At 45.6% G+C, this 12,237-nt stretch carries 13 protein-coding genes; 6 read left to right on the top strand and 7 right to left on the bottom strand.

What is annotated here, in order from left to right; translation table 11 throughout:
- Positions 1–8: 8 nt before the first annotated feature.
- A complete protein-coding gene (locus tag ACOQPM_RS19440) occupies positions 9–1,646 on the bottom strand; it encodes a hypothetical protein (protein WP_420631918.1) in 1,638 nt (545 codons plus the stop codon).
- Positions 1,647–1,859: 213 nt separating this feature from the next.
- Positions 1,860–2,684 carry a serine/threonine protein kinase gene (locus tag ACOQPM_RS19435; protein WP_420631917.1) on the bottom strand — a complete coding sequence of 275 codons (825 nt, stop codon included), beginning with the start codon at positions 2,682–2,684 and terminating at the stop codon, positions 1,860–1,862.
- Between the two features lie 207 nt (positions 2,685–2,891).
- Here ACOQPM_RS19435 and ACOQPM_RS19430 point away from each other — a divergent pair, with 207 nt between their 5' ends.
- Both ACOQPM_RS19430 and ACOQPM_RS19425 read left to right on the top strand, forming a co-directional pair.
- The gene (locus tag ACOQPM_RS19430) at positions 2,892–3,014 is read left to right on the top strand and encodes a hypothetical protein (RefSeq protein ID WP_420631916.1); all 123 of its coding nucleotides are present in this window, start codon (positions 2,892–2,894) and stop codon (positions 3,012–3,014) included.
- Positions 3,015–3,073: 59 nt separating this feature from the next.
- Complete coding sequence (locus ACOQPM_RS19425) at positions 3,074–3,361, top strand: hypothetical protein (RefSeq protein ID WP_420631915.1); 288 nt, start codon at positions 3,074–3,076, stop codon at positions 3,359–3,361.
- Positions 3,362–3,374: 13 nt separating this feature from the next.
- On the opposite strand, the gene ACOQPM_RS19420 is transcribed toward ACOQPM_RS19425, so the two are convergent.
- The 3 genes from ACOQPM_RS19420 to ACOQPM_RS19410 all read right to left on the bottom strand — a co-directional run bounded on the left by ACOQPM_RS19420 (position 3,375) and on the right by ACOQPM_RS19410 (position 6,582).
- A complete protein-coding gene (locus ACOQPM_RS19420; RefSeq protein ID WP_420631914.1) occupies positions 3,375–4,280 on the bottom strand; it encodes a hypothetical protein in 906 nt (301 codons plus the stop codon).
- A 68-nt stretch (positions 4,281–4,348) separates the two neighbouring features.
- A complete protein-coding gene (locus ACOQPM_RS19415; RefSeq protein WP_420631913.1) occupies positions 4,349–5,668 on the bottom strand; it encodes a multiheme c-type cytochrome in 1,320 nt (439 codons plus the stop codon).
- Positions 5,669–5,844: 176 nt separating this feature from the next.
- Positions 5,845–6,582, bottom strand: coding sequence for a Crp/Fnr family transcriptional regulator (locus ACOQPM_RS19410; RefSeq protein WP_420631912.1), 738 nt, complete (start codon positions 6,580–6,582; stop codon positions 5,845–5,847).
- Positions 6,583–6,732: 150 nt separating this feature from the next.
- Between ACOQPM_RS19410 and ACOQPM_RS19405 the strand changes: the two genes are divergently transcribed.
- A complete protein-coding gene (locus ACOQPM_RS19405; RefSeq protein WP_420631911.1) occupies positions 6,733–7,494 on the top strand; it encodes a response regulator in 762 nt (253 codons plus the stop codon).
- Between the two features lie 30 nt (positions 7,495–7,524).
- A complete protein-coding gene (locus ACOQPM_RS19400; protein ID WP_420631910.1) occupies positions 7,525–9,204 on the top strand; it encodes a GAF domain-containing sensor histidine kinase in 1,680 nt (559 codons plus the stop codon).
- A 4-nt stretch (positions 9,205–9,208) separates the two neighbouring features.
- Here the strand turns inward: ACOQPM_RS19400 and ACOQPM_RS19395 are convergent, their stop codons facing one another.
- Positions 9,209–9,637 (bottom strand): CBS domain-containing protein, encoded by a 429-nt coding sequence (locus ACOQPM_RS19395; RefSeq protein ID WP_420631909.1) that lies wholly within the window; start codon positions 9,635–9,637, stop codon positions 9,209–9,211.
- 307 nt (positions 9,638–9,944) lie between these two features.
- On the opposite strand from ACOQPM_RS19395, the gene ACOQPM_RS19390 reads away from it, so the two are divergent.
- A complete protein-coding gene (locus ACOQPM_RS19390) occupies positions 9,945–10,358 on the top strand; it encodes a hypothetical protein (protein ID WP_420631908.1) in 414 nt (137 codons plus the stop codon).
- Between the two features lie 9 nt (positions 10,359–10,367).
- Here ACOQPM_RS19390 and ACOQPM_RS19385 read toward each other — a convergent pair whose 3' ends face one another.
- Complete coding sequence (locus ACOQPM_RS19385) at positions 10,368–11,363, bottom strand: dihydroorotate dehydrogenase-like protein (RefSeq protein WP_420631907.1); 996 nt, start codon at positions 11,361–11,363, stop codon at positions 10,368–10,370.
- 183 nt (positions 11,364–11,546) lie between these two features.
- On the opposite strand from ACOQPM_RS19385, the gene ACOQPM_RS19380 reads away from it, so the two are divergent.
- Positions 11,547–12,236 (top strand): DsbA family protein, encoded by a 690-nt coding sequence (locus tag ACOQPM_RS19380; protein WP_420631906.1) that lies wholly within the window; start codon positions 11,547–11,549, stop codon positions 12,234–12,236.
- Position 12,237 lies beyond the last annotated feature (1 nt).

Genomic DNA, 12,237 nt, shown 5'->3' with positions numbered 1-12,237 from the left:
TTAATTCGTTATGAGCTTTTATTGAACATGAACTGTGTTGCTTCGTCTAATGCAGCGCCAGTAATCTTCAATAGCAAAGTTTTAGACAATTCATCTTTTTCAGGGAAATTTTTCAGGTGATCTTTGAAGTGGTCTTTTGGTAAAAGATCATTTGACTGGCCGTGCCAAGATTTCAATATACTAATCAAAGTAGCATTGATGTAACCTTCTAGATATTCAATATCGTCGATTTCAAGAACTGATAGCCCTGCAATGTCTTTGTTGGCAAATAGTTTGTCACTCTCCAATGTGCTTTTTAGGAAAGGGTGAATGATCGAATTTTGTCCGGCGAAGGTCTCCATTGTAATAATAACGGGATAGTAGACTGCAATTTTCTCCGACTCAATGCCTTCAATTGTTATCGAGCCACTCCTAAATTTTTTGATGAAATTGTCTAACGATTTTGCATTATGCAGAATCATTTTTTTGAAATCGCTGTCAAAGGCTGTCCTTGTACCTTGGCTAATTGTCCCCTTTGCTTGCATTCGGGTTGCTGAAGCTTCAACGAAAATTGCGTAATCTGAGCCAAAAATCATGATGTCTGAGGTTTTGCCTTCTTGTTTCCCGATTCTGTAAGTTTGCTCTTGGACTATTCGCTCACCTTCAACAGGGTGTTGTTTGTGAATTTCCTGAATAAATTCTTCAACGTATTCTTGAAAGATCCTTCCATGATACCTTGTGAACTGATCCGAAATTGTTCGATCATAGTTCTGATTTAAATGATCTAATAGTTGCCAGAATATTCCACTAGTAATTCTTTCGAATAGAAACGGAATAGAGAATGGAATTAAAAAATCGGAACTGAATTGCACGAGAGGTTTGGATTTCATGAAGAGAAAATCATAAATAAATTCTCTTCTATGTTCAAGAGCAATTGAAGCCTGCAAGTCTGTCTTTGCTTGGGATAAAGTTATACTCAGAAGGTCAAAGAAGATGTTAACTTTTTCCCTATGTACATTAGACTTCTCAAATAGCTTTTGAGGGTAAATGTAAGGGAACCCCTTTTCCTGGAGTGCCGAATCTTTTTGCAGAAACTGTAAAAAATAGACGATTAATGATGTCCCGAAATTTAAATACTCAGTTAGTTGGATTCCTACCGATTCTTGAAAAAAATGGTCTATATCTAAAAAGTCAATTTCTGCCTTTGAATTATTTTTCAGTCGTAGATGGATGGTTTTGAACATATATCTTGCACGAACCATTAGGAGCCTTACTGCTGGAATACTAAACTTACCTAGAATAAACGAGTTCGTAACAATTTCATGTGTAAGAGCATTTAGAGACTGTGTTTCATTGCGCTGAATGCTCTTTCTTTCTTTAACTTGGCTACTAATCAATTCTGTTACAGAAAGGAGGCATGAGCCGATAGACTGAAGTTCTTTGGATTCAACATCGTTATCTTCGTCATTTCCGTATAAGATGAGGTATTTGAGAAGAATATAAACCTGTGCTCTAAAGAAAATGATTCTACCTTGCTCTAAAATCAACTGTTTAGCAGCATTCTGCCTATGTGAAGGTAACAATTGTCTTGAAAGTTCCAGCTGTGCAATCATATCTGATTCACCAGATTCATCCAGAAACCAAGCTATTCTGATCAATGACGCCATTGCGTTTTTCAAGCCCAGTCGTCGGAGGTAATTGGGGATATTCCTGAAACTTAGAGAATAGCCAAAGACGTCTTTGCTAGTGCAATAAACTAAGCTATAAGGTATTTGTCTGAATTCGGATGAGACCATATTTTCTAGGGGATTTTGGTGTCAAATTAGGAAAAGTAATAGGTGAAAGAGTAAAAGCGGGCCGTTTTCCTCACTTTACTTTCGCTAACTTCTCTTTACCAGTTCTCTTACCGCCTGTACCAATTCGTCCACGGTTTGATAGCGGTCTTCTGGCTTTTTGGCTAGTGCTTTATGCAAGATTTCGTCCCAGGGTGGTTGTAGAATGGGGATTGCTGCTTGCACACTAGGAATGGGATTGTTCAAGTGGGCCATTACAATGCTAACGATGGAATCGCCTTTGAATGGGAGGTCTCCAGTGAGCATGAAGAAGAGAACGATGCCGAGGGCGTAGATGTCGGTACGGCCGTCCAATTCCTTCGTCCCCTGTATTTGCTCAGGGCTCATATATTCCACCGTGCCAATCATCACACCTGTGCCAGTGATTCCTTTGGCTGCCTGCAAATTTTTGGCTGTGCCAAAGTCAGAGAGGAAGGGTTCGTTACGGCCGTTAAACAAAATATTGGCTGGCTTAATGTCCCGGTGCAGGATGCCTTTTTCATGCGCCTCCGCTAGCGCCGAGCCAACACGTTCCATGACAAAACCAACTTCTTCCAGCGGCAGTGCACCGTTTTGCAGTCGCTCTTCCAACGTGCCACCCGGCATGTAGCGCATCACAATGTAGGTGAGTTCGCCCTGATGCCCAAAATCATAGATGGGAATGACGGCTGAGTGCTCTAGCGCAGCAATGGTTTCAGCTTCCTGCTGAAAGCGATCGTAATAGTTAGGGTCATCTTCCAGCAGTTTGTTTGACAGTACTTTCACAGCCACTTTGCGCCGAATGAGTGGATCTTCTGCCAAAAAGACGGCGGCCATGCCGCCTCTGGCAATTTCTTCAATTATTTTGTAGCGTCCAATTCGTTGCGGTGTCATGGTAAATCCTAAAAGTGAAGGGGTGATCGTTGCAGAATTTTATTCTATTGTGAGGATAGGTTCAAATTGTTGCCAGTTTTTGATTTATTATTTTTATCCACATGAGTGATGGTTTTTATCACTATATTTTTACCTCAAAAAGTGTAGGATATAGTTTAGGGAACATGTAGCCTTTCCATTTATGAATAAGGCTACAGGGAGATGCTCATGCTAAACGAACTCCACAATCATATTGTGAATGAGCTGGGGCAGAGTAGCCGGACGGACACAATTTTTGTGGTAACGGCCGTTGTCTTCAACCTCATTGTGCTGGGGGTTAATTCTGGGTAGCAACCGGAGCCACCGAAACAGATGCACCAGCGGCAGCCGATCTCGTTTTGGCTGTCTTCATGATAATGACCATTTTGCTGAATATCATTGCTGTGTCGGCGCTGTTTTTGGGACGGCGTACGCGCAGTCTACTGCTGAATGGCTTGGTGGGCATGTACCACGACAATGAGGTTGAAAAATATTATGATTCGCAACTGGTGTCTAACTATGGCACGCGCTATTTGCTGGGCGGCTGGGGTCATCATTACGCTGGCGTTAACGGCCGTTGTCGTGCCGCTCATCATTCGCTTCACATTCTAATAAAAAAGGCAACGGCCGTAATTGACCGTTGCCTTGAAAAAACATGATGGAAAGAAATTGTTATTCGATTTCTTCCCGCGGCGAGAACAGTGCCAGCAGTCCAACCATGCCCATATTGCTAAACAGCAGCGGAGACATGAACGGCGCACCACGTAAAAAGCGTTCTGGTACGATGGTGCTTTGCGCGGTTAAATCTGCCTGAACATGGAAATACGTGCCGATAAGTCCCACCACAATTAGCAAGATCATGGCTGCCATGTAGATAGCCACATCATCGGCTGTGAGTTTTCGGTTGGCCGCACCCATACCAGCAGAAACGGCCGTAGCAAAAACGCCAACCACAACCGGTGCCCACAACCACGGGTTTTCCCACGGATGGCGTGCGTGATCCAGTGCACTGCTCACTAGCGCCACAAGCGTACCTAAACTTACTAAAAAGAAATAAGCACGGGTTTTGCTGTAAGGCATTTGCACAGTGCGCCCAAATGGCAACCGGAGTCGCCCACTTCCTGTAGGCACTTCCTCCCAGGCGGCACTGATGCCCAATAAACCAATACCGGCAAAAGCAAACGGAGCAAGGAAAGGGGGTGCCCAGACCAGCAGGTTTAGTGTCACACGCGACCCAAGAGGTGCAGTCGGCAATATCCCGCGAACCAGGTGGAAGTAGGCACCTAAAATTCCCACAACGATACTGGCGAGAAAAACGGTCGTTGCTATCCAGGTAGCCTGCTTTCGGTTTCGCAAAGCAATTAGCCCTGAAAACAGCAGCAAAACCCCGGCCACCGGCCCAAAGATTATCGGAATCCATTCACGGGGTTGAATTGTATTGTTGAGCACATGTGCCAACAACGTGTCCAGCCCCAGCATTACTTCATTAAACGCAGCCATAAGCAGCATCGCCTGATCTCTGGAGATAGGAAAACGCCGCCGCCGCGCCCTTGGAAAAACAGTTGCTAAATAGTTCATATAAGTTGTCGTCAAAAGGAGACCTGTCAGGTTTTTCTAAACCTGACAGGTCTGAGTCTTAAAGATTGTTACTCAATAGGGCCTGGTGGGCCGGGATCAATTGGTTCCATGCCAGCTTCTTCCAGCTTTTCATTTACCATTTCGATCAGCTCTGCCCGGTCATGCAGAATTTCATAGGCACCGTGCCATTGCACATAATCTGCCCCTTGCATCCACACGCCAAATTTGGCTGTCCGCCCCCAATGATGCCACAAATTGAAGTAGACAAAATCAATTGGTTCATCAAATGGCTGGGCTGTCAACAATCCATTATCCTTTAATGGCTGAATGATCTCGTCACTTTCAATCACCCAGGCATTAACCTGTTCCACAGCGCGATCAGCATCATCGTAGAATGTCTCAATGAAGTTGCTGTTGTGGCATTCAGAGCATACGCCCTGCATCCGGGTCATATTGTCTTGCCAGGCAGGTCGTCTGCTGCTAATTGGCGCAGCCAAATTCCAGGTGAGACGGTCTCCGACATCATGTGTGGTTGCCGTGGGGCCGAAACCGCTCATGTGGCAAGTGGCACAGGTAGGCGCGGGGAAGTTGGTTGTATCTAGCGTGCCTGGTTCTGCTTCCCAGTCCCAGGTATGGCCATCTGTTGCATAAGCAATGCCATGCGGTGATTCCTGATAAATTTCCCACTGCGGATGATCTGGGCCGATATGGCAAGCGTTACACGTTTCGGGTCGGCGTGCCTGCTCTAGGCTAAACTCATGGCGCAAATGGCAATCCTGACATTGGCCAACAGACCCGTCTTCGGCTGGCTTGCCGATGTCATGACAGCTTTCGCAAGCAAATTTGGTAATGGCTGCTCCTTCGATGGCGTGCAGCGAGTTTCTGGCTCGCACTTTTTCATCGTTATAGCCACCTTCTGGAATGGACGAATAAAGGTCTAGCAGGTCTTCTGAAAGAACCTCTTGCCCGGCGTATGCCACGTATGCAGGTAGCCCGTGACGGCTCTGGTTATATTGGGCTACTTCGTTTTCGTGGCAGGTTTCGCACATTGCACTGGTTGGCGAACCAAGCACGTATGTTTCTTCGTGCTCAACCGCACCGGGGTAATCGGCGTCAACTTCATGGCAGTCGCGGCAGGTGACTTCTGCGGCTGCTTTGGTGCTGTGCCCATACTGTTCAACAATGCCTGGTGTGTTACGTGCATGGCAAACAACGCATTCGTCATTACTGTCTGCGAGTACGTTAACTGGCTCATCGCTGCTTGCACGCTCGCCGGAATTGCTTATAGCCATGATTGCCAAGGTTAGCCCTGCGACAATCACCACAGCAATAATACCGAGAACGAGCAGTCTGGATGAGCTGCTACTGGTAGATGATTCTTGACTCATAAACTATCCTCCTGTGGATATTTTTCATAAATCGCCAAAGGCAAAATGCCCCGTAGGGGTCAGTTTAAGGGGTTTGTGAATTTTTTTCTTTGCGGTGGCGCAATGAACGGCCGTACTTTATGAAGCTGTTTAGAATCTACCGGTGAATTTAAGTGAAACTCCAAAGGAGTCAGACATTACTGTGACAAAGGGGAACCATCTTCAATGATCACTTGGAGAGTATCATATTTTTTTATTTGCAACCACTTTCTGCTGGTTACAATTATCCCTTCTTTTTCCCATTTACTGCAAATTCGGCTAACTGTGTAAAGCGTTGTACCTGTCATTTCGGCAACTTGCTGTCGGGATGGCGGTGGGGATAGCCAACTGCCTTGCGAGTCATTTTTACCACTTTTCTGGGCAATTTGCAGCAATGTACGGGCGATACGTTGTTCGGCTCGCTCCGTTGCCAGTTGACGATACTGGTTTTGCAATACAACAAAGCGATTTGTCATCATTTGTAGCGCATTGAGGGCTAGCTGGGGAAATTGCTTGATGAGGGCGGCTAATATTTTATCGGGCCAGCTCAGGAGGAGGCAGTCTGCGGCAGAAACGGCCGTTACCGGATACACTTGGTCTGGAAACAGAGCCAAAATACCCATCTCGTCGCCAGGGGCAAGGTAGTGCATGATGACTTGTTGCCCTTTTACCGTAAGCTGGCTTAAATGGACAACGCCATGAACAAGAATAGAAATGGTTTTTGCAGGCTCATCTTGATGGAAAATAAAGCTATCTTTGCGGAACTTCTCTAAAACTCCAGCTTCATAGATTGCTTTTATTGCCGAATCGTCGAGCGATTTAAATAAGGTGCTGGTTTTCATTAGCGCAAATAATTCAGGTTTGGGTGGGATTTGTAGTGTGGCTTGTGAAAACATTCGACCTCAATCATTTCAGTTTTAATAAATAGCGGGGGTCTAATTCCCCGCAGCTTGCTGCGTCTTTTTTGTTAATGCTTTTGGATACCCCGTCTGCTTGCAGCGGGGTAGTTCATTTTCAGTTGTAAAGAATATCTCGCTGGAGATGAAATGAATAGTGAACAACATCATACGCATCATTGCGAATGTTCATTTGTTTATAGAGCACGAAGCCTTATTTTGTTGAACCAGATAGAAAAAGCTATACTTATGCTTATGTCACGATTACGCATCCTCCTAGTAGATGATCATGAAGTAGTTCGCTTGGGTTTAAAAAGCCTGATTGAGAGAAATCCCGGTTTTGAAGTGATCGCTGAAGCTTCTGCCCAGCAAGAAGCTGTAAATAAAGCGCTAGCACATAAACCAGATATTGTGCTAATGGATATACGCTTGGCCGGTGGTAGCGGTATTGAAGCTTGCGAACAAATCATGGCTAACCTGCCAGAAACTAAAGTCATTATGTTAACTTCTTATGCAGAAGATGATATGTTGTTTGCAGCTATTCGGGCGGGCGCTTCTGGCTATGTGTTGAAGCAGGTGGGCAGTAATGACGTGATTAGGGCAATTGAAGCTGCGGCTCGTGGCGAGGCAACCCTAGACCCTTCGCTCACGCAACGAATTTTTAACGAAATGCGTCGGTCCATTCAGCAAGAGGAGTCTGCGGCTTTTAGCGATTTAACATCCCAGGAAATGCAAGTTTTGTCGTTAATTGCTGAAGGTCGAACAAATCGGGAGATCGCTGAGGCATTATATCTTAGTGAGGGAACTGTGCGTAACTATGTAAGCGGTATCTTATCAAAGCTGGAGGTTTCTAACCGTGCCGAGGCAGCTGCTTACGCTATTCAGCATCACCTAAAAGATTATCTAAATTAGTAACTTCGGTAATTAAGGAAAAGAATCTATATGTTCAAAAATAGCCGAACGATTGATTCGCTTCTGGAAGCCGTTTGCCAAGCGACGTTACAAATTTCTGAGGTAGGTAATTTGCCGGAAACGTTGCAGCGGATAGTAGATACTGGCCGTGAGCTTCTGGCTGCGAGATATGCTGTTTTGGCTACTTTTAACGAAGGTGAAATATCGTCTAGCTTTGTTTATTCTGGCATTGATCCTGCTCAAGCGAAAGCAATTGCTCATTTGCCTATGGGGATTGGTTTGTTAGGCGATATCGCGGAAAAAAAACAGACGTTTCGTATTGATGATCTGAAAGCGCATCCCCGCTTTAGTGGATTTCCTGCCGGACATCCAGAGATGAACGCTTTTTTGGGGATGCCGCTTGTGAAGGGTGGGGTTGTTTACGGCCGTATTTACCTTGCCGATAAGCTCGATGAGGAACCTTTTACCTCTACCGACGAGCAAGTTTTGCAGCTATTTGCCTCACATGCGGCCGTTGCCATTCAAAATGCCCATCTCATAGAATCCAACCGCGCTGACCGACAGCAGCTACAACAAAAGAATCGGCAGCTAGCAGCCCTAGACAAAGCCACAATGGCTATCTCTGGTGAGCTAACCTTAGATAAGGTGCTGCAGCAAATTGTAGATGCTGCCCGTGAGCTAGCCGATGCTCAATATGCGGCTTTGGGTGTTCCGAACAGCCACGGCTCTTTGGATACGTTTGTAGATAGCGGCATAGACCCGGAAATATCTGCACAAATCCCACATTTACCTAAAGGGCTGGGCTTGTTGGGTGCCATTATTAAAGAGCAGAAGACCATTCGGATTCCCCGGATTTCTGACGATCCTCGGTCTGTAGGCTTCCCAGAAGGGCATCCGCCCATGGTGCCATTGTTGGGCGTGCCAGTTATTGCCGGACGAGAGATATTGGGGAACCTGTATTTAACCAACAAAATTGGAGCCAATGAGTTTACTGAGACGGATCAAGATTTGGTGGAACTGCTGGCTGCACATGCGGCCGTTGCCATTCAGAATGCGCGTTTGTATGAGCAAGTTGGCCGATTGGCTATTGTGGAAGAGCGTACCCGCATTGGTATGGATTTACACGATGGCATTATCCAATCTATTTTTGCCGTTGGGCTGACGCTAGAGTCTACAAAACTATCCTTGCACACTAACCCTGATGATGCCGATTATTTGCTGACTCACGCAATTGAAGCGCTGAACACCACCATTCGTGATATTCGTAACTTCATATTAGATTTACGGCCGCATCGCTTTCAAGGAAACTTGGAGCAAGGGTTGGGCCGATTGGTTCGTGAATTTCAGGCCAACACGATGGTGGCTGTTTCACTCTCTGCCCAGCAAGATCATTTATCACAGGTTCCAGCTTCTGTAGCGCGTTCGCTCTTTTTGACAACGCAAGAAGCTCTGGCCAACATTGCTCGCCATGCCAATGCAGAGCAAGTTCTCATTCATATTGATATGCAAGAGGGGAATGTGATTTTGCGGGTTTCTGATGATGGGCGTGGCTTTGATATGGCCTCAAAAAATTATTCTGTAGGGCATGGTTTGTCTAACATGCGCGCCCGTGCCGAGGATATGAGTGGTTCCTTCGACATTCAGTCTGCGCCAGGTAAAGGAACTCAGCTAAAAATTGCGTTTCCGCTTACTGATTTGATGACAGACTAAAAGTTTAGCCAGGAATTACGTCTTCTGCCAAGACGCGTGCAGCATAATCCAAAAAGTCTGTCACCGTAATAATCCCCACAACTGTGTCATTTTCCAGAACAGGTAAAGCACCAAATTTATAGATACTGAGCATTTCTGCTGCTCGGTAAGCTGGGGTGCTTGGCGTTACAGTAATTGGGTTAGGTGTCATACAGCTTTCGGCCGTTACGTTATCTAGTAAATCTTCGTCTTGCCAACGGCCGTGCAGCACAACGGGTGAGTTCATCACCAGGCGCACATCCCGATCTGTAATAATGCCAACCAATTTCCCATTTTCTAACACGGGTAGCTGGCGGCATCCTTCTGTTTTCATGACACCAATCACGGTTCGCATCGGGGTGTTTGGGGCAATACTACTTGGAATGACAGTCATCAAATCATTTACGGTAACCATGCCACTCTCCTGTTTGGCTTCTTGTGGGATTCTTCAGTAAGTGCAGTGTAAATGATTGCGATTATGGTAACTTGTGGCAAATGTCATGAATGGCAGATGACTTTCTTCGGCAGAAATTTCACCTTTTTCCTACTAAAATGAGAAAATGTTGGCCAGCTTTTGGGGTATAAAACGTTTAGTCGGTTTATGGCTATTTATGGAGCTGGGTGACAATGTGCCTGCACTTTCGTGACAATTGTCACTGGTTGCTACAATCACAAGAACTTATTCTTTTTTTTAATATGGATAAGTAGGCTTTATAGTAAAAATGCTTAGTTTAATGGAACCAATTCGCCTCATCATCATAGACCAACATACAGGCGTTCGTGCTGCTTTACGAGTAAGATTAGATTCAGCGTTAGGCATCACTATTGTCGGCTCTGTAAATGCAGATGAAGCTCGCCAGTTGGCTCAAAGTGATTTGCAGCCAGATGTTGCATTGCTTGGTTTGACTGGCCAGAATGATGAGTTGAAAGAGATGGTGGAGTTGGTAGAACAGCTTGTGCAAGGGGGTACGGCCGTTTTAGCTCTGTCGTCTTATATAGATGTTATGGCGCGTGAATTGGTTTTGGCTGCAGGTGCCAGCGATTATCGTCTGAAAAATATAAACACACCGGAACTGATTGCAGAAATCAGGCTGTTGGCAGAAAATCACCACCAGGAGCGGCAAGACCGCTTCTAAATACTCCTTTTACTCTTCCAAGGATTTTAGAACATTCATATAGTTGGCTCGTTCAAATGCGGCTGGATCAGAGACCTGTTGTTGGCTCATTGCTCCTTGAAGCGCAGCTATACTCTCTTCGTCATTGTCTGTTAGCCACTGCTCAACTTCTGCCAACATGGTTTTGATGTGTTCGATGCCATGTTTTAGCAGCACAGAGGCAACGGCCGTTACTTTTGCCCCCGCCATCATACATTTAATAATATCGGTGCCGGCTTCAACACCCCCTGTAACCGCAAGGTCTGCCTTGATAATGCTGGACAAAACGGCCGTCCAGCGTAGCCTCAATCGTAATTCTGCCTGTGTGCTCAAATCCAGGCTCGATACAACTTCCCGTGTGGTTAAATCAATATCTGGCTGGTAGAAGCGGTTGAAGAGGACCAATCCGTCAGCCCCAATCTTGTCCAGGCTGCTGGCCATGTGGGCTAGGGCACTAAAGTAAGGACTTATTTTCACGGCAACCGGAATTTTTACGGCCGTTTTCACATCACGAACCAGATGCAAATACATCTCTTCAATCTCTTGCCCGCTAATGTTTGGCTTGGTTGCCAGGTAGTAAATATTTAGCTCCATGGCATCTGCCCCGGCTGCTTCAAGTAGCCGAGCATATTGCACCCAACCGCCGCTGTAATATCCATTTAAGCTGGCAATGACCGGAATGTTCACCGCTTTTTTAGCCTGATAAATATGGGCTAAGTAGCCATTCGCCCCCCGGTTATACCCCTTCATTTCTGGTAAATGTTGCAGCGCGTCTGGCAACGTTCCTTGATTCATAGGCGTGACTTTATCCACACCCAACCCTTGAAGCTCAATTTGCTCCTCAAAAAGCGACGGCAGCACAACGGCCGCTGCGCCTGCCAGCTCCATTCGTTTTATATTGTCAATGTAAGCCGTTAAGGGAGATGCAGAAACAATTAGCGGGTTTTTGAGCGTTATGCCGAGATATCTTGTCGTTAAATCTGTCATTGTTTTCTCCTCGTGCTGAATGTTAGCCGATTTATAAAAAATCTACCAGCGATGACAGATGTCAGGACTGAATTGTTACTTCCAACACTCGTTAGTTATAATCAGCGAGATACACTGATGGTAAACAATTTACAGAAAGAAAATTTAGAATAAGCGGCATAGCTTAGAAAAGGAACTAGATTCATGGCAAAACGTGCAAGAACTCGCAAATCGGCCAAAAAGGAAACCAATTGGCTTGTTATTGGTGGCCTGATTGTTGGCGGCATTGTAATTTTTGTGGGGCTGGTTGCCCTGGCTTTTCGTGAACCAAATCGGTTAAGCTTACTGAGTTACTGCAATAATAATCCCGATAACTGTATTGTTGTGGGGGATGTAGATGCAGATGTTGCAGTTGTGGAGGTGTCTGATTATGGTTGCTCCCATTGCCGCGATTTTAATCTTGAAACCGGCCCTTTGCTGAATGCACAATATGTAGAACCTGGTGAAGTAAAATGGATTGTGGTGCCTTTTGCCTTACAAAACCAGGCTGGTGGTTTCACAACCATGCCGTCTGCAGTAGCGGCCATGTGTGCCAATGAACAAGGTGCCTTTTCTGAGTTTCATGAGTCGTTATTTGCGCTTCAGGGAACGGCCAGCTTCAACACAGAAGCTGGGTTTTTGCAGGTGGCAGATTCTGTGGAAATGGATACGGCCGCTTTTAGTAGCTGCCTAGATGATAACCAGTATGCTGATATTATTTTGGAAAATATAACAATGGCTCAACAAGCTGGCGTTAGTTCAACCCCAAGTTTTTTCGTTGATGGCAATTTATTGCCAGGCAATCAGCCATTGTCTGTTTTTCAACAACGGTTAAATTCTTTGTTGGGATCATAAG

This window comes from Candidatus Leptofilum sp. (assembly GCF_965223525.1).
Taxonomy (GTDB): Bacteria; Chloroflexota; Anaerolineae; order Promineifilales; family Promineifilaceae; genus Leptofilum.
This window is presented reverse-complemented; position numbering and strand designations above follow the sequence as displayed.

Coding starts and splice junctions, on each gene's coding strand:
- ACOQPM_RS19425 (WP_420631915.1), top strand. CDS start 3,074: ATGATAATGACCATTTTGCTGAATATCATTGCTGTGTCGGCGCTGTTT.
- ACOQPM_RS19440 (WP_420631918.1), bottom strand. CDS start 1,646: ATGGCGTCATTGATCAGAATAGCTTGGTTTCTGGATGAATCTGGTGAA.
- ACOQPM_RS19420 (WP_420631914.1), bottom strand. CDS start 4,280: ATGAACTATTTAGCAACTGTTTTTCCAAGGGCGCGGCGGCGGCGTTTT.
- ACOQPM_RS19395 (WP_420631909.1), bottom strand. CDS start 9,637: ATGGTTACCGTAAATGATTTGATGACTGTCATTCCAAGTAGTATTGCC.
- ACOQPM_RS19380 (WP_420631906.1), top strand. CDS start 11,547: ATGGCAAAACGTGCAAGAACTCGCAAATCGGCCAAAAAGGAAACCAAT.
- ACOQPM_RS19415 (WP_420631913.1), bottom strand. CDS start 5,668: ATGAGTCAAGAATCATCTACCAGTAGCAGCTCATCCAGACTGCTCGTT.
- ACOQPM_RS19405 (WP_420631911.1), top strand. CDS start 6,733: ATGAATAGTGAACAACATCATACGCATCATTGCGAATGTTCATTTGTT.
- ACOQPM_RS19410 (WP_420631912.1), bottom strand. CDS start 6,582: ATGTTTTCACAAGCCACACTACAAATCCCACCCAAACCTGAATTATTT.
- ACOQPM_RS19430 (WP_420631916.1), top strand. CDS start 2,892: ATGCTAAACGAACTCCACAATCATATTGTGAATGAGCTGGGGCAGAGT.
- ACOQPM_RS19390 (WP_420631908.1), top strand. CDS start 9,945: ATGCTTAGTTTAATGGAACCAATTCGCCTCATCATCATAGACCAACAT.
- ACOQPM_RS19435 (WP_420631917.1), bottom strand. CDS start 2,684: ATGACACCGCAACGAATTGGACGCTACAAAATAATTGAAGAAATTGCC.
- ACOQPM_RS19400 (WP_420631910.1), top strand. CDS start 7,525: ATGTTCAAAAATAGCCGAACGATTGATTCGCTTCTGGAAGCCGTTTGC.
- ACOQPM_RS19385 (WP_420631907.1), bottom strand. CDS start 11,363: ATGACAGATTTAACGACAAGATATCTCGGCATAACGCTCAAAAACCCG.